Origin of the sequence: Nitrosovibrio sp. Nv17 (assembly GCF_900119085.1) — a bacterium.
Lineage (GTDB): Bacteria > Pseudomonadota > Gammaproteobacteria > Burkholderiales > Nitrosomonadaceae > Nitrosospira.
This window is the reverse complement of record NZ_FPIQ01000014.1, coordinates 57,419-72,994: the sequence shown is the minus strand read 5'-3', so window position 1 is coordinate 72,994 and position 15,576 is coordinate 57,419. Positions and strand designations below refer to the sequence as shown.

The window sequence follows — 15,576 nt, the reverse complement described above, 5'->3', positions numbered from 1 at the left end:
AACCCCCACTTGTTGAGCTGATGCCACAGGGCAGGCACTTTGATCTCAATCCCTTCCTCGGCCAGACGTTCACTCAACTCTGCCAAGGTCATGTCCGGCCTGGCTTCAATCCAGCGACGGATATCCCCCTCCCGATGGGCAATGCGCGAACGCCGATGCCCCCCTACCGGCAGGCTGTGGCGCTGGCCACTGGCTTCAAATCGCTTGCGCACCTGATACACCCACAGCCGGCTGACTTCATAACGCCGAGCAATATCGCTGGGACGTTCTCCACGTTGCAATGCTCCCAGTACACGATCCCGTAAATCTTGCGAATAAGCGTGCATGCCCGGACTCCAGATTGAACCCGGGATAATTTATCATATTGTCTATATTTAAATCAAAAATGCTCTAGATACGCTGGCCGTTGTCGAGCTTTTCCGGCACCAAGCGGTATCCAAGTGCGTTCATGATCAAATTGACATTATCGAAGCGCGGATTCCCCTTGCTGGACAAGGCATGCTGAATGCCTTGCCGTGTCAGTCCGGTCTCCTCGGCAATATTGCTGATGCCTTTTACCTTGGCGATGACACGCAGGGATGCCAGTAGGGAAGCCGAATCGTGATCCTCCGCATAGGTATCGAAAATCTCGTCAAGGTAGAGGTCGATTTCCTCGGGGTGGCTGCGGAAATACTCTTCTTCCACATCCCTGAATTGTCGATATGTCCGTTTAGCCATGATCCTTGTACTCCTTCCAGTATGCTTTCGCGGCTTGTATGTCCCGCTCCTGGCTGGATTTGTCGCCACCGCACAACAATGCAGCCAGCCTCTTCACCAAAATAGACTCGATAGCCCGGCCCAAAAAATATCCGAAGCTCTGAAACACCTTCGCCGACAGACCGGCAATCGCCAAACAGACCTTGTTCCAGCCTGCCCACGTGCAGCAGGATGGAGCGGCGTCCTTTATGGTCACGCAGTCCATGGAGCCACTCCGTGAAAGGCTCTTTGCCTCTCGCATCCTGATAGACAATGACTGTTTTGGGTTTTGTAGGCTGCATTGTTTCTTATCTCTCACCATACCATGTGCCAAATATATTTGGCAATGGATGCTTGATGAGAAGGAAGAAAGATCCCCGAACAAGGCAACACTGAAGTGCCATGCTGGCATTCCATCGCTAGCATCCAGAGTTAGAAATTCGCAGGTAGCATCTCCCGATGCTTGCGAGGATGTCATCTGACATGACCATCTCGCGTGCCATGGTGCGTGTGCTCCAACGGGTGAAGCCTGAGGCACGGATTCCAGTATCCTGGCAATCACGGCATCGACGCGTGCGTCATCGATGCTGCGTGGAGCGCCCGTATCCGCCGCTAACCTTTATTAATATACTAACAACGTATATACTATTTTAGTATTTTTAACGTTGAAAGGTTGCTTCATGCCGAAAGAAGCCGTTTTTACATTGAAACTGGAACCGGAGTTGCGCGCCGAGTTCATGGCCGAGGCCGCCAGTGAAGACCGGCCGGCCTCCCAGGTCATGCGTGAATTGATGCGTGGCTATATCGAGCAACGCCGCCAAGTCCGGGAATATGATGAGTACCTGCGTTGCAAGGTGGAGGCGGCACGCGGCTCGATGCGTGCCGGCCGGGGGCGATCGAATGATGAGGTTGAGGCCGTGTTCGCTGTCAGGCGCAAGCAGGCAGCGGCAAACCGGAAGTGATAGTCATCTGGACGACGGAGGCGGAACAGGATCGAGCTGACATTTGGGATTACATCGCGGCCGACAATCCCGACGCAGCCGTGCTCATGGACGAGCTCTTTGGCAGCGCGGTCGCCAGGCTGGCCGTGCATGCAGAGATGGGCAAGACAGGCAGGATTCCAGGTACTCGCGAACTTGTTCCACACAGGAGCTATCGTCTGATATACGAGATCGATAGGGATACGGTCTGGGTGCTGGCTGAGGTGCATACCGCTCGTCAGTGGCCGCCAGTTCGAGCATAGCCGCAGGGCAACGAGTCTTGCCATGCTGCCAGTACTTTGTCATGCGGAACGATGAATCGAGGGAGACCATGCAAGGCGATGATGAATCGGCGATGCACTGCTGATTTTGCTGATGTGCAATGATCCCACTGAAGCAGAAATCACCCATGCGGCTTGAGGCGGGCCAGCTTGCGCAGTGCGACGTAGAAGACAGGGGTAAGGAACAAGCCGAACAGCGTCACCCCCAGCATGCCGGCAAAAACGGTTATACCGGTTGCATGGCGCACCTCGCTGCCGGCGCCATGGCTGAGCACGAGCGGAATGGAGCCGGCGATGAAGGCGATCGAGGTCATGATGATCGGGCGAAGCCGGAGACGGCAGGCTTCCAGTGCGGCGTCGATGGTACCCTTGCCCTGGATCTCCAGTTCCCGGGCGAATTCCACGATCAGGATGGCATTCTTGCACGCCAGACCCATCAATACGACCAGCCCCACTTGCACGAATATGTTGTTGTCGCCGCCCGCGAGCCAGATGCCGAAGAGCGCTGCGCACATGCATACCGGCACGATCAGGATGACCGCCAGCGGCAGCGTCCAGCTCTCGTAGAGGGCGGCCAGCACCAGAAAGACGAGCAGGATCGACAACGGGAATACGATGACCGCCGCGTTGCCCTGCGTCACCTGCTGGTAGCTGAGATCCGTCCATTCCAGCGTGATGCCGCGGGGCAGCACCTCCGCAGCGATTTCCGACAGCCGGGTGATGACCTGCCCGGAGGAAAACACGCGCGGATCGGCATCGCCGATCAGGTCGGCGGCGGGATAGCCGTTGTAGCGGATGACGGGATCCGGGCCAAAGGCGGGTTGAACCGTCACCATCGACCCCAGCGGCACCATTTCCCCCTGCGCATTGCGCGTGTACAGGTTGCCGATGTCCTCGGGCTTCTGGCGGAAGGCGGAGTCCGCCTGGGCCATTACCCGGTAGACCCGGCCAAACAGGTTGAAGTCGTTGACGTAGATGGAGCCGAGGTAGATCTGCAGGGTATTGAAGAGATCCGTCAGGAACACGCCCTGGGCCATGGCCTTGACCCGGTCCACCTTGACCTCGAGCTGCGGGATGTTGGCCTGGTATGAGCTGACGGGGAAGGTCATGCCCGGCGTCTGCGCGATCGCGCTCTGAAAAGCCGTCAACGCTTCCTGCAACGCGCCGTACCCCAGGCCGGCGCGGTCGACCAGGTAAAGCGAATAGCCCGACCCGTTGCCCAGTCCCTGGATGGGCGGAGGCAGCAGTGCGTAGGCCTGCCCGTCCTTGATCTCCACGAGCCTGGCGTTGAGTTCGGCGATGATGGATTCCGCGGAACGCTGGCGTTGGTCGAAAGGCTTGAGGATGACGTAGGACGTGGCCTGGTTGGGGGTGTTGACCGACTGCAGGGCGTTCATGCCCACGTAGCTTTCGGTGATGTCCACGCCTTCGATGGTCCGGGCAATTCCGTTCAGCTGGCGTGTGACGGCATCGGTACGGGCAAGCGACGCGCCCTCCGGCAATTTGGCGCCTGCGAAAAGATAGAGTTTGTCCTGGTTGGGAATGAAGCCGCTCGGCACGACGTGGAACAGTGTTGCAGTCCCGAGCAGCAACCCTGCATAGACGGTGAACACGATGCCCCGCCGGCCCAGTGTTCGGGCCACGGCGCCCTGATACCTGCCGGAGCTGCGAAGGAACAGCCGGTTGAACGGGCGGAACAGCCACCCCAGCATGCGCTCGAGCAGCCGGGTGAGCGCATCCTTCGGGGCGTCATGTCTCCTGAGCAGTTTCGCCGCCAGTGCCGGTGACAGTGTCAGGGAATTGATCGTGGAAATGATTGTGGAGATGGCGATGGTGACGGCAAACTGCTTGTAGAATTCGCCGGTGACGCCGCTCAGGAACGCCATGGGCACGAACACGGCGCAAAGCACCAGGGCGATCGCGACGATGGGGCCGGAGACTTCCTTCATGGCCTGGTGGGCTGCGGCAAGGGGGTCCAGTCCTGCCTCGATGTTGCGCTCGACATTCTCGACCACGACGATGGCATCATCCACGACGATGCCGACCGCCAGCACCAGTCCGAACAATGTCAGCGTATTGATGGAATATCCGAGCAGGTACAGCCAGGCAAAGGTGCCGACGATGGAGACCGGCACCGCGATCAGCGGAATGATCGACGCGCGCCAGGTCTGCAGGAAGAGGATGACCACCAGCACGACCAGGAAGACCGCCTCGATCAGGGTCTGACCCACGGCGCGGATGGAATCCCGGACAAATACGGTGGGGTCCCACACGATCCGGTAGGTCATGCCCGCGGGGAAGTTCGCCGAAAGTTCCTCGAACTTGGCGTAGACCGCCCTGGCCACCGCCAGGGAGTTCGCGTTGGGCGTGAGAAAAATGCCCGCGCTGGCGCCGTTCTTGTCATTGAGCATGGCATGGAGCGTGTAGTCGCCGGAGCCGAGCTCGACGCGTCCCACGTCGGACAGGCGAACCAGTTGGCCATGGTCCCCGCTTTTCAGCACGATGTCGCCGAACTCCTGTTCGCTGCGAAGCCGCCCGCGCACATTGATCGGAACCAGGAAATCCGTGCTCCTGGGCGACGGTTCCGCGCCCAGCTGGCCCGCGGATACCTGGACATTCTGCTCGCGCACGGCATTGACCACGTCGCCGGCCGTCAGTCCGCGGGTGGCAAGCTTGTTCGGGTTCAGCCACAGGCGCATCGCATAGTCGCCTTCCCCGTACAATCCGACGTTGCCGACGCCCACCAGGCGGGAGAGCTTGTCCTTGACATTCAGGGTCAGGTAGTTGCGCAGGTAGACCCCGTCGTAGCGGTTGTCGGGCGAGGACAGGCTCACGAACATGAGCGGGGTGGGGGACTGCTTCTGGGTGGTCACGCCGTACTGGCGCACGTCGGGGGGCAGACGGGACAGGGCCTGGGCGACGCGGTTCTGGACGCGGACGGCCGCGGTATCGGGGTCGATGCCGGGCGTGAAGGTGACGGTCACCTGCAGGCTGCCGTCGGAACCCGCAACGGACTTCATGTACATGATGCCTTCGACGGCGTTGATCGCCTCTTCCAGCGGAACCGCGATCGAGTCCGCCATTTCCTTGGGGTTGGCGCCGGGGTACATCGCCCGCACGACGACGCTGGGCGGCACCACTTCCGGGTACTCGCCTGCGGGCAGGAGCGGAATGGCGATCAGCCCCAACGCGAAAATAACGATGGAGAGAACGATCGCAAAGATGGGGCGGTCGATGAAGAACTTGGAGAAATCCATGATCGCGCCTTCTTACCCCGACGCCTTCATGGAACCGGATGCGGGGCGGCTGCCCCGGTTTCCATGGCGACGTGCTCGGGCGCTACGATCGCCCCCTCGCGCAGGATCTTCTGCGTGCCGGCGACGATGACCTTGTCGGCCGGATCGAGGCCGGACTGCACCATGTACAGGCCATCGACCTGGCGGCCCAGCGTGACGTTCCTGCGGAGCGCCGTATTGCCCTCACCCAGTACATAGACATATTTGTGATGCTGGTCGGTCATGATGGCCTTGGCGTCTATCAGAAGCGCCGGCACCTCTTCGCCCTGCAGCTGTACCCGGGCGAAAAGGCCGGGCGTCAGCAGACGGCCGGCATTCGCGACGACGGCGCGGACACGGATCGTGCCGGTCGTGGGATCGACCTGGTTGTCGAAGAAATCCACGGTCCCCTGATGTGGAAAGCCTTCCTCGTTCGCCAGGCGGATGCGGACCGGATAGGCATGGTTCCCGCGATCGTTGCGGCGGGCGAATGCCCTGTAGCGCAGGAAGCTGTGCTCATCGCAATCGAAGTACACGTACATCGGATCCTGCGAGACCAGGGTTGTCAGTATCGACTGGTCGGCCTGGGCAAGATTGCCGGCCATCAGGTACGCTCGCCCCGCGCGGCCGGCGATGGGGGCCCGGACCTCGGTAAAGCCGAGGTTGAGCCTGGCGGTGGCCAGGGCGGCTTCCGCTGCGCGAACCTCGGCGTTCGTCTGCGCCGACTCCGCCTGTCTCCGGTCGAACTCCTCGCGCGCCATGGCCTGCGTTTCAAACAGCGCCTGCGCGTGTGCGGTCTTGCTGCGTGCGAGCTTCGCCGCCGCTCGGGCGCGTTCGAGCTGTGCCTGTGCGCTGTGGAGCGCATTGCGGTACGGCCGGGGATCGATGACGAACAGGAGATCGCCCGGTTTGACCTCGCTGTCTTCCTTATATGCGACACGATCGATGTAGCCGCTGACGCGCGGACGCAGTTCCACCGTCGGAATGGCATGGACGCGGCCGTTGAATTCGTCCCATGTCTGCGCCGGACGCACCAGTACGCTCGCAACCGCGACATCGGGCGGCGGTGGTTCGGCCGGCGTACCCGATCCGGCATTGCATCCGGCGAGAAGGGTTGCCGCGAGCGCGGCGACAAGGATGAATGCGCATCGCTGGCGTGTGATCGGGTTGTGCATCCTGGAGCATGAAGAATCTATGGCTTGGAGACTCATGAGACTCGATCCATCCGGATTTCCTTTGATGAACTACAATGAGGCAGGAATCTTACACCAAGATAATATACAAATCTATAAATAGATTTGTATATTGTTTTTAGTATATAATTCGTTGCTCATGGCTTGTATCCTTGGGACGTGCTGACTGGAACGCGGGAGACATCGAATTGAAAAAGGTCGGAGCAGGACCGGAGGCCGGGGAGCATCAGGGGCAACAGGATGAAAACAATAAAAGATTCCTGGTTGCCTTGCGGGAGCTGGACGATGCCTGGGTGAGCATTTTTCAGGAAACCGGGTTCAGCGACATCCATTTTTCACGGCTGTTCACCGAATTATGGTTGAGGGGCGAAAGTGCCGTTCCCAAGACCGACGCCTATGGCCTCGTGAAGGGATTGAGTCCGCAAACGGCAATGAAATACATACGCCGTGCCATAGACGAGGGCTATCTGGAAGAAATCGGGAATCCGGCGGACGGGCGCTCGCGGCTGGTGCGCATGACGCCGCTCTTGAAAAGCCGGATGGTGGCTGTCATCGATCGGGCCAGCCCGGCTTTCCAGGCGCTATTCGGGGCTCCGTGATTCAACGGCATCCATCGTCCTCCATCCGAACGGAGCCCTCATGCACATTCTCTTTTTCTCCATCCTCGTCCAGGCGGCCCTGCTGGCGGGGTGCGCCCATCTGGCGGCGCAGGGCGCAGCGGCGACCGGCGATGGCGTGGAGGCGGCGGCGATGGTGGCCTACCGCTGCGACAGCGGCCGCGCCGTCCGGGCGCGCTATCCCACCTCCACGCTCGCGCTGGTGGAGTACGAGGGCCGGACGCGCGAGATGACGCAGGCGCTTTCGGCCAGCGGCGCGCGCTATACCGACGGCGAGTTGGAGTGGTGGACGAAGGGGACGGGGCCGGGCGCCTGGGCCATGCTGCTCCATCACGGCAGCGACGGACTGCCGGGCGACCGGATCGAACAATGCGCCCAGGCCGGCCCCGGATGAGAGGCGCCCATCAGGCATCGCCTCCGCGGACGGGGCCGGGCTCCTTCGCCGGCGGCCGGCTTTCGAGGGGCTCATGGAATACCTGCCCCGCGGCGGGCCTGCCGGAGGGCGCGGCGCCGGCAGGCTCGGGCCGGTCGGCAGCCAGCAGCGCCTTCAATGCCGTGAGCCTCGTGCGCCACGATGCGGTGGCGGCGGGATCGGCCGTCACGGCTGCGACCAGTTGTTCCAGGCCGTTGGCCTGCGCGGCGTCGCTGGCGGTCAGGAAGCGCCGCAGTTCGCTGCCGCCGGTGATGCCGGTGCGCCGGACGAACTCCGGATAGTCCTCCCGCAGGTGCACCGCGAGCCAGGCCTGATCCTTCCACTGCTCCAGCTGGCCGTAGGTGAAGCAGGTGCGTATCGCCAGATCCACCGTGTCCGCGGTGCTGAGGTTCTCGATGTTGTCGTAGCCTTCCCGCTCGAGCCGCAGCTCGTGGGCATAGCTCATGCCCGCCAGCATGGAGAGCGGCAGCGCGCGGTAGCTGTCGCCGGGCAGGCTCTGCACGATCTTGAGCACGATGCGCTCGATCGCCACCGCCGCGCGCTTGGGGTAGAAGCCGAAGAAGAAGCTGACCACGGGAAGCAGGCCGGGGCTTTGCCCGGCGGTCTCGGGCGAGACGGCGTACACGGCGAACGAGAGGATCAGCGCCAGGATGCTGGCGACGATCATGCGGATGGAGCCGTCGATGAAGGTGTGGGGGGTCAGGTCCACCGTGAAGAACGCGCGCGCGACCGAGCCGATGAAGTAGATGTAGGCGCCGAGGAATCCGAACTGGAAGGCGACCAGGCTGCGGACGAGGTGGGTGTAGTAGGCGCCGGGGTCCCTTCCGAACAGTTCCGCGTAGACGCCCATGATCAGCATGTTGCCTCCCAGGCTGAAATCGACGCCGCCATTCGCCGACGGCAGGGGCTTGAACAGCAGCAGGATGCAGATGCCCAGCAGCACGATGGTGGTGGTCAGGCAGATGCTGCCGCGATAGGTGCCGAAGGAGGCGCGCTGCTTCATTCTTTCGAGAATCTCGGCGTGGCGCGCGGCGGGCGCCTCCCGCAGCAGCTGGCGCTCCTTGCGGTTGGTCATGCTCTGTATGTAGGCGAGCGCGAGGGAGGGCACGACCAGCACCGCCAGCAGCGCCATGACGAGGTTGTACTGGAAGAAGACCGGGTCGAACCAGTGCGCGACGGCGCGGAAATCGCGGTATTCGATCCCCGCCGGGCCCAGGGCGGATTCCACGCCCAGCCCGACGATGAGCAGGGACGGCACCAGGAATACCAGCCAGTCGTACCATGGCATGCGCCATTTGTTCTTACTCATGTTCTCGCTCCTCGGGCCGGGCCGCGGCCATGGCTTCCATGGCGGCCCGGACCCAGAAATCGGCATGCCTGAAAGGCCGCAGGCTGCGCCCGTCCGGCGGCGCGAGGCTCCAGCCCAGCAGTTCCACGTGGTCGGCGCGCAGGATGCCGCGAAACTCTCCCCAGTACGCGGATTCGACCGGTACCATGCCGTCGTTGGCTCCCCCCATGATCCGCCCGAAGGCGCGCAGCCAGGGGGGTTGCTCGGCGACGGGCCGCTGCGCGGCGTAGGAGGCGTAAGACACATCCGGCCGGTCGGGAATGGGCGCGGCCAGACGCGCCTCGGGGGTCAGTTCGTCCAGGCCGGGGCGCCCCACCAGGCGGATCCAGGCGGGCAGCATGCCGCGCGCTTCCAGCGCCCATGCGGCCACGGGAGAGCCGCGGTGGGGCGTGGCCACGGTCACCAGGCTGCGGATGCGCCGGTCGGGATCGAGATGGCCGATCAGGTATCGCGCATCCAGCCCGCCCATGCTGTGCGCCACCAGCGCGAAGGTTTCGGCATTGCCGCGCAGCAGCGTGCGGGCGAGGGCCTCGGCGCGTTCGGCGATGGTGCCGGCGGGGCGGACTTCCGGAGTGAGCGGCGCGATTCCCCTTTCCCGCAGCGCCGACCCGACTCCGCGGAAGTATTCGATCGGGCCGCGGCGTGAGAACCCGAGGAAGCCGTGCAGCAGGGCCAGCGTGGGAGCGGTCATCAGTCACCATTCATGTGGCGGTCGGCATCCAGCCGGGATTCGGGAGCGGAGCATCCGGACGATGAGCGGGCATGTCATTCTATTTTCATATTATAGGGCTTTTGCGGACGTTCGCCGTGTGCGCATCAATTTGTGCCGGATACGGTACGCAGGTGTCGGGTGCGGGCGCATCATGGCATATAATCCGGAATCCGGCATCGACGGCCGCACGCCCGCATCGGAAGGAGGCATGGAAACAGGTTATGACATCGAAGGCAAGACGGCGCTGGTGACAGGCGCCAACCGCGGGATCGGCCGGGCGATCGCCGAGGCGTTCCTGCGCCACGGGGCCGGGCGCGTCTACGCCGCGGTGCGCGAGCCGGAAGCCGCGCGCCCGCTCGTCGAGCGGCATGGTGACCGGGTGGTGCCGCTGCGGCTGGACCTGACCCTGCCCGGAACCATTGCGGAGGCGGCGGAAAGCGCGCGGGATGTGCAGGTGGTGGTGAACAACGCCGGTGTCTTCATCGCCGCCACGGTGCTGGAGGACGGCGCCCTGGATGCGCTGGAGCAGGGCATCGAGGTCAACGTGCGCGGCCTCGTCCGAATGGCGCAGGCCTTCGCCCCGATCCTGGCGGCGAACGGCGGCGGCGCATTCGTGCAGATCAATTCGGTGGCGGCGCTGAAGTGCGCCCCCGGTTTCGCGACGCATTCGGCTTCCAAGGCGGCGGCCTACGCCATCACCCAGGCCCTGCGGGACGCGATGGGGCGGCACGGCACGGCCGTCCTGAGCGTGCATCCGGGCCTGATCGCGACCGGGATGAGCGCGGCGGCCGGCCTGGCCGGCGCGGCCGCGCCTCCTGCGCTCGTCGGCGAGGGCATCGTCGAGGCCCTGCGAAGAGGCGACTTCCATCTCTTTCCCGATGCGATGGCCAGGCGGGTCGGGGAAGCCTATCGGCAGTTCGCGCGGGAGGTGGTCGAGGCAGACATCGAGGAATACCAGCCAGGGCAACTTCGTGGAGGAGCGCCATCGTGACACATGATCCGTTCAACGTGCGCAAAGCGCTGTCCCCTGCCGCCGGCAGGACGGCGCAGTTCTATTCCCTGCCCGCCCTGGAGGCGGCCGGGCTGGGCAGGATCTCGCGCCTGCCGGTGTCCCTGCGCATCGTGCTGGAGTCCGTCCTGCGCAACTGCGACGGCCGGAAGATCACCGAGGCCCACGTGCGGCAGCTGGCGGGCTGGCAGCCGCACGCCGCGCGCACGCACGAGATTCCCTTCGTCGTATCCCGGATCGTGCTGCAGGATTTCACCGGCGTGCCCCTGCTCGTGGATCTGGCGGCCATGCGCAGCGTCGCCCACCGCATGGGCAGGAATCCCAAGCTGATCGAGCCCCTGGTGCCGGTGGATCTGGTGGTCGATCATTCGGTGCAGGTGGATCACTATGGCGACGCCCGTTCCCTGGAGCGCAACATGGAGATCGAGTTCCGCCGCAACCATGAGCGCTACCAGTTCATCAAGTGGGGCATGCAGGCGTTCGATACCTTCAGGGTGGTGCCGCCCGGGATCGGCATCGTGCACCAGGTGAACCTGGAATACCTCGCCCGCGGCATTCACCTGAAGGACGGCGTGGCCTATCCCGACACGCTGGTGGGCACCGATTCGCACACCACCATGATCAACGGCATCGGCGTGGTGGGCTGGGGCGTGGGAGGGATCGAGGCGGAAGCGGGCATGCTGGGGCAGCCGGTCTACTTCCTGACGCCGGACGTGGTGGGCGTCCACCTGACCGGCCGGCTGCGCAGCGGGGTCACCGCCACCGACCTGGTGCTGGCGGTGACGGAGATGCTGCGCAAGGCCAGCGTGGTCGGCAAGTTCGTGGAATTCTTCGGCGAAGGCGCGGCGTCGCTGCGGGTGCCAGACCGCGCCACCATCGCCAACATGGCGCCCGAGTATGGCGCCACCATGGGGTTCTTCCCGGTCGACGACGCAACCCTCGCCTATTTCAGGGAAACGGGGCGCAGCGAGGAGGAAATCGCCCTGCTCGAATCCTACTTCAAGGCGCAGGGGCTGTACGGCATTCCCGTCGAGGGGGACATCGACTATACGCGCGTGCTCGGGCTCGACCTGGACACGGTCGTGCCATCCGTGGCCGGGCCGAGGCGGCCCCAGGATCGCATCGAGATCGGGGACGTCAAGTCCCGGTTCCTGGAGCTTTTCACGGCGCCGGTTGCGGAGGGTGGCTACGGCAGGGATGCGGCGGATCTGGGCCTGCGCCATGCCGTTCGTCGCTGCGCGGATTCTCCGCCGGAAGAGGGATACACGGGCGTGGATGCCGAAGCCGGGGCGGCGGTGAAACCGGGAAGCGCGCGCAACGTCGCCGAGATGGTCACCAACCGGCCGTTGATGGAAGCGGATGCGACGCCGGCGTGCGTGCCCGACGGGGCGATCGATCTCGGTCATGGCGACATCCTCATCGCGGCCATCACGTCGTGCACCAACACCTCCAACCCGAGCGTGCTGATCGCGGCCGGCCTGCTGGCCAGGAAGGCGGTGGAGCGGGGATTGGCGGTGAAGCGGCACATCAAGACCTCGCTCGCGCCCGGTTCGCGCGTCGTGACGGAGTATCTCGCCGCCACCGGGCTGCTGCCCTACCTGGAGCGGCTCGGCTTCAGCCTGGCGGGCTACGGATGCACCACCTGCATCGGCAATTCGGGACCGCTGGCGGAGCCGATCGAAGAGGCCGTGGTGACCCGCAATCTGGTGTGCGCGGCGGTGCTATCCGGCAACCGCAATTTCGAGGCGCGCATCCATCCCAACATCCGCGCCAATTTCCTGGCATCTCCCCCGCTGGTGGTGGCCTACGCCATCGCCGGTACCATGCGGATCGATCTGACGACGGAGCCGCTGGGCCTGGATCCGCAGGGCGCGCCGGTGCGGCTGCGCGACATCTGGCCGGCCGAGGACGAAATCCACGAGCTGATGGGCTTCGCCGCCAACGCCGAAACGTTCCGCAGGCTCTACGGGGATCCGACCCGCAACCACGCCCTGTGGAACGACATTTCTTCGGTATCGGGGCAGGTGTACGACTGGCCGGCATCCACCTACATCGCCGAGCCACCCTTCTTTCAGGGCTTTTCCATGAGCCCGGAACGTCCCGACGGGATACGCGGCGCGCGCGTGCTCGGCATCTTCGGCGACTCCGTCACCACCGACCATATCAGCCCCGCCGGGGCCATCAAGGATACGTCGCCGGCAGGCGCCTACCTGCTGGCGAACGGCGTGCCCAAATCCGATTTCAACAGCTACGGCGCGCGTCGCGGCAATCACGACGTGATGATGCGCGGCACCTTCGCCAACGTGCGCATCAAGAACCTGATGGTTCCGGGCAGCGAAGGGGGCGTCACCCTGCACCAGCCCGACGGCAGGCGCATGAGCATCTACGATGCCGCCATGGCGTACGTGGCGGCCGGTGTGCCCACGGTGGTGTTCGGCGGCGAGGAGTACGGCGCCGGGTCGAGCCGGGACTGGGCCGCGAAGGGAACCCGGCTGCTGGGCGTGAGGGCGGTGATCGCCCGCAGCTTCGAACGCATCCACCGCAGCAACCTGGTCGGAATGGGGGTGCTGCCGCTGCAGTTCGAGGAAGGTACCGGCGCCCAGTCGCTGGGGCTCATGGGCGACGAGCAGATCGACCTGCTGGGCCTGGACGAGATCCGGCCGCAGCAGTCGGTGACGCTGGTCATCCGCGGCAAGGACGGCTCGCGCCGGGAAGCGAGGCTATTGAGCCGGATCGACACTCCCATCGAGGTGGACTACTACCTGCATGGCGGCATCCTGCCGTATGTTCTCAGGGAGCTCATGACCGCCTGACGGCGGAGGATGAAACACCATAGGCCGGGCTAGGCGGCGGGAACCGGAATCGCGGAGGGGAGAGAGAAAGCAGTTCCGATTTCTGCCGGATAGCCCGGGGGTCTCCTCAGCTCACAGCCCGAAGTCTTGCCTGCTGGGTACCGCCTTGGGAATTGCCCCGCGTGATCGCGACGGGCGCCCGATGCGTGGACGCGCGGCAGGGCAGCAGGCGCTCGTATTCATCGTTCACCACCGAGTAGCATTCGCACACCAGATCTTCCAGCTCGTCGCGGTCCAGCACCGCGATGTGGCCGCGGCTGTACCGGATCGCACCGATCGACTGCAGCTTGAGGGCCGCCTGGGTCACGCTCTCGCGCCTGACGCCCAGCATGACGGCGATATGCTCGTGCGTCATCTGCAGGGTATTGCCCGAGAGCCGGTCCAGGCTCATCAGCAGGAAGCGGCTCAGCTGCTGCTCGACATTGTGGTGCCGGTTGCACACCGCGTTCTGCGCCGTCTGCGTGATCAGCGCCTGCGTGTAGCGCAGCACCTGCTGCTGGAATTTCCCGCACGCGTCGAATTCCCGGATCAGGATGTCCGGCCGGATGTGGTACGCGTTTCCTGCGCTCTGCACGACCACTTCCCCGGGCATGCCTCCGCCGCCCAGCAGCACCGAGATGCCGACGAGGCCTTCGTTGCCGATGAGCGCGAGGCGAACCGACGTGCCGCTCTCGGTGCCATAGACGGGGGCCAGGATGCTGGTGGTGGGAAAGTACAGGTGGTGGATGGAGGCACCGGCCTCGTAGACGGACTGCCCTACCGACAGGTACGAGAGTTCGAGATGCGGAAGAAGCCGCTCGTAGTCTTCCGGGGGCAGGGCGGCAAGGATCTGGTTCTGCTTCGGGCTTTGCAGTTGGAACATGGAAGTGCCTCCATATGTCGTTGCTGTTTCGCCGGAGTCGATTGTCAGGCTTGCTGCCTTCATGTTTCCAGGGGTATCGACAGGCTGCCCCAACGTTGCGGGCGGTGGAAGCCGCGCCAACCGGCGCGACGAGTACACCGGTATCCAAGCATCTATCGTGCCAGCCTTGAATATTTATATGAAACAACAGGATATGATTCAGTGACAACAAACGGACAGGATTATTGTTGCCTTGCGACAACGTGCCATGCATGGGACCGCGCAAGTCATTGATATGGCGGGAGTCATGCGTGTCTCCAAATGGAGACGAGGAACGCGCGCGGAGCAGGGCGTAAACCGGGAGCCTGGGATAATTGATTGATTAAATTATATATTCAATCAATGATGGCGCGGACGTTCTGCTGGGGAGGCGTGCCTGCGCGGGTGCGGCAGCCGGATTCAGTAAGATGCCTCCAGATTGTCGATCAGCCGGGTGCTGCCCAGCCATGCCGCCGCCAGTATAATAATGCTTTCGTCATCCACGGCCGCCGGTGCCAGCGTATCTCCTCGACATATCGCGACGTAGTCCGTCTTCCAGCCGTGGGCGTTCAGCTCGTCTTCCGCCCGCCGCTGCAGCGTGTCGAGGTCGCAGCCGCCCGCCTCGATTTCCCGCCTGATCCATAGCAGGGTGCGGTGGAGGCGCGCCGCTTCCATGCGTTCGTCATTATTCAGGTAGCGGTTGCGCGAGCTCAGGGCCAAGCCGTCCGGCGCACGCACGGTCTCGCCGCCGACGATCTCGATGGGCAGGTTGAGCTGCCGCACCAGTTCGCACATGAGATGCAGCTGCTGGTAGTCCTTTTTTCCGAAGACCGCCACCCGGGGCTGCACGATGTTGAACAGCTTCAATACCACGGTTGCGACGCCGCGGAAGAATCCGGGCCGGAAGCGTCCCTCCAGCGCCTCCGCCACGGGAGGGGGCTGCAGCATGAATTCCTGCCTGACGGGGTAGATGCCGGCTTCATCGGGCGTGAACACGACGTCCGCTCCCTGTTCCTGCAGCAACCGGCAGTCTTCTCCCAGGGTGCGCGGGTAGCGGTCGAAATCTTCACCCGGCAGGAACTGGAGGCGGTTCACGAAGACGCTGGCCACCACGCACTCCGCCTGCTGCCGCGCGATCCGCACCAGGGACAGGTGGCCGGCGTGCAGTCCTCCCATGGTGGGCACGAAGGCGACGGAGCGCTCGCGCCCGAGCCGGCGGCGCAGGGAGGGAATGTCGGTGATGACGTCCATGCCCGGTTCG

General features: G+C 63.9%; 15 protein-coding genes and 1 pseudogene. 7 read left to right on the top strand and 9 right to left on the bottom strand.

What is annotated here, in order from left to right:
• The 3 genes and pseudogenes from BT108_RS09185 to BT108_RS14320 form a co-directional block, all read right to left on the bottom strand.
• Positions 1–326: helix-turn-helix domain-containing protein (locus BT108_RS09185; protein WP_072294249.1), on the bottom strand; the 326-nt coding region annotated here is incomplete at its 3' end.
• Between the two features lie 64 nt (positions 327–390).
• Positions 391–717 (bottom strand): addiction module antidote protein, encoded by a 327-nt coding sequence (locus tag BT108_RS09180; protein WP_072294240.1) that lies wholly within the window; start codon positions 715–717, stop codon positions 391–393.
• Positions 710–1,037 (bottom strand): annotated as a pseudogene (locus tag BT108_RS14320) (type II toxin-antitoxin system RelE/ParE family toxin). The gene BT108_RS09180 and the pseudogene BT108_RS14320 overlap by 8 nt, the downstream one beginning before the upstream one ends.
• Before the next feature lie 378 nt (positions 1,038–1,415).
• Here BT108_RS14320 and BT108_RS09170 point away from each other — a divergent pair.
• Both BT108_RS09170 and BT108_RS09165 read left to right on the top strand, forming a co-directional pair.
• On the top strand, positions 1,416–1,697 hold the full coding sequence (locus BT108_RS09170) for an antitoxin of toxin-antitoxin stability system (RefSeq protein ID WP_072294239.1): 282 nt from the start codon (positions 1,416–1,418) through the stop codon (positions 1,695–1,697).
• Complete coding sequence (locus tag BT108_RS09165; RefSeq protein WP_072294238.1) at positions 1,694–1,978, top strand: type II toxin-antitoxin system RelE/ParE family toxin; 285 nt, start codon at positions 1,694–1,696, stop codon at positions 1,976–1,978. The genes BT108_RS09170 and BT108_RS09165 overlap by 4 nt, the downstream gene beginning before the upstream one ends.
• Before the next feature lie 140 nt (positions 1,979–2,118).
• Here the strand turns inward: BT108_RS09165 and BT108_RS09160 are convergent, their stop codons facing one another.
• The gene (locus tag BT108_RS09160) at positions 2,119–5,253 is read right to left on the bottom strand and encodes an efflux RND transporter permease subunit (RefSeq protein WP_072294237.1); all 3,135 of its coding nucleotides are present in this window, start codon (positions 5,251–5,253) and stop codon (positions 2,119–2,121) included.
• 26 nt (positions 5,254–5,279) lie between these two features.
• Positions 5,280–6,446, bottom strand: a complete 1,167-nt coding sequence (locus BT108_RS09155; protein WP_072294236.1) for an efflux RND transporter periplasmic adaptor subunit — start codon at positions 6,444–6,446, stop codon at positions 5,280–5,282.
• A 206-nt stretch (positions 6,447–6,652) separates the two neighbouring features.
• Between BT108_RS09155 and BT108_RS09150 the strand changes: the two genes are divergently transcribed.
• Together BT108_RS09150 and BT108_RS09145 are read left to right on the top strand one after the other, a co-directional pair.
• Positions 6,653–7,063: a MarR family transcriptional regulator gene (locus BT108_RS09150; protein WP_072294235.1), complete on the top strand. Its 411-nt coding sequence runs from the start codon at positions 6,653–6,655 to the stop codon at positions 7,061–7,063.
• Positions 7,064–7,103: 40 nt separating this feature from the next.
• Positions 7,104–7,475: an MliC family protein gene (locus BT108_RS09145; protein WP_072294234.1), complete on the top strand. Its 372-nt coding sequence runs from the start codon at positions 7,104–7,106 to the stop codon at positions 7,473–7,475.
• A gap of 10 nt (positions 7,476–7,485) precedes the next feature.
• Here the strand turns inward: BT108_RS09145 and BT108_RS09140 are convergent, their stop codons facing one another.
• Both BT108_RS09140 and BT108_RS09135 read right to left on the bottom strand, forming a co-directional pair.
• Complete coding sequence (locus tag BT108_RS09140) at positions 7,486–8,823, bottom strand: hypothetical protein (protein WP_072294233.1); 1,338 nt, start codon at positions 8,821–8,823, stop codon at positions 7,486–7,488.
• A complete protein-coding gene (locus BT108_RS09135; RefSeq protein WP_072294232.1) occupies positions 8,816–9,553 on the bottom strand; it encodes an esterase/lipase family protein in 738 nt (245 codons plus the stop codon). The genes BT108_RS09140 and BT108_RS09135 overlap by 8 nt, the downstream gene beginning before the upstream one ends.
• A gap of 229 nt (positions 9,554–9,782) precedes the next feature.
• On the opposite strand from BT108_RS09135, the gene BT108_RS09130 reads away from it, so the two are divergent.
• Both BT108_RS09130 and BT108_RS09125 read left to right on the top strand, forming a co-directional pair.
• Positions 9,783–10,565, top strand: coding sequence for an SDR family oxidoreductase (locus BT108_RS09130; protein ID WP_072294248.1), 783 nt, complete (start codon positions 9,783–9,785; stop codon positions 10,563–10,565).
• Complete coding sequence (locus BT108_RS09125) at positions 10,562–13,396, top strand: aconitate hydratase (RefSeq protein ID WP_072294231.1); 2,835 nt, start codon at positions 10,562–10,564, stop codon at positions 13,394–13,396. Before BT108_RS09130 ends, BT108_RS09125 begins: the two co-directional genes overlap by 4 nt.
• Before the next feature lie 106 nt (positions 13,397–13,502).
• Here the strand turns inward: BT108_RS09125 and BT108_RS09120 are convergent, their stop codons facing one another.
• Complete coding sequence (locus tag BT108_RS09120; protein WP_072294230.1) at positions 13,503–14,297, bottom strand: Crp/Fnr family transcriptional regulator; 795 nt, start codon at positions 14,295–14,297, stop codon at positions 13,503–13,505.
• Here BT108_RS09120 and BT108_RS09115 point away from each other — a divergent pair.
• Positions 14,296–14,502, top strand: coding sequence for a hypothetical protein (locus BT108_RS09115; RefSeq protein WP_072294229.1), 207 nt, complete (start codon positions 14,296–14,298; stop codon positions 14,500–14,502). The genes BT108_RS09120 and BT108_RS09115 overlap by 2 nt on opposite strands.
• Before the next feature lie 233 nt (positions 14,503–14,735).
• Here BT108_RS09115 and panC read toward each other — a convergent pair whose 3' ends face one another.
• On the bottom strand, positions 14,736–15,566 hold the full coding sequence (gene panC / locus BT108_RS09110) for a pantoate--beta-alanine ligase (protein ID WP_072294228.1): 831 nt from the start codon (positions 15,564–15,566) through the stop codon (positions 14,736–14,738).
• Positions 15,567–15,576 lie beyond the last annotated feature (10 nt).

What these genes read in the sequence shown, in the direction of transcription:
- BT108_RS09180 (WP_072294240.1), bottom strand. Translation starts at nt 717, where the DNA reads ATGGCTAAACGGACATATCGACAATTCAGGGATGTGGAAGAAGAGTAT.
- BT108_RS09170 (WP_072294239.1), top strand. Translation starts at nt 1,416, where the DNA reads ATGCCGAAAGAAGCCGTTTTTACATTGAAACTGGAACCGGAGTTGCGC.
- BT108_RS09160 (WP_072294237.1), bottom strand. Translation starts at nt 5,253, where the DNA reads ATGGATTTCTCCAAGTTCTTCATCGACCGCCCCATCTTTGCGATCGTT.
- BT108_RS09155 (WP_072294236.1), bottom strand. Translation starts at nt 6,446, where the DNA reads ATGCACAACCCGATCACACGCCAGCGATGCGCATTCATCCTTGTCGCC.
- BT108_RS09145 (WP_072294234.1), top strand. Translation starts at nt 7,104, where the DNA reads ATGCACATTCTCTTTTTCTCCATCCTCGTCCAGGCGGCCCTGCTGGCG.
- BT108_RS09140 (WP_072294233.1), bottom strand. Translation starts at nt 8,823, where the DNA reads ATGAGTAAGAACAAATGGCGCATGCCATGGTACGACTGGCTGGTATTC.
- BT108_RS09135 (WP_072294232.1), bottom strand. Translation starts at nt 9,553, where the DNA reads ATGACCGCTCCCACGCTGGCCCTGCTGCACGGCTTCCTCGGGTTCTCA.
- BT108_RS09130 (WP_072294248.1), top strand. Translation starts at nt 9,783, where the DNA reads ATGGAAACAGGTTATGACATCGAAGGCAAGACGGCGCTGGTGACAGGC.
- BT108_RS09115 (WP_072294229.1), top strand. Translation starts at nt 14,296, where the DNA reads ATGGAAGTGCCTCCATATGTCGTTGCTGTTTCGCCGGAGTCGATTGTC.
- BT108_RS09120 (WP_072294230.1), bottom strand. Translation starts at nt 14,297, where the DNA reads ATGTTCCAACTGCAAAGCCCGAAGCAGAACCAGATCCTTGCCGCCCTG.
- panC (WP_072294228.1), bottom strand. Translation starts at nt 15,566, where the DNA reads ATGGACGTCATCACCGACATTCCCTCCCTGCGCCGCCGGCTCGGGCGC.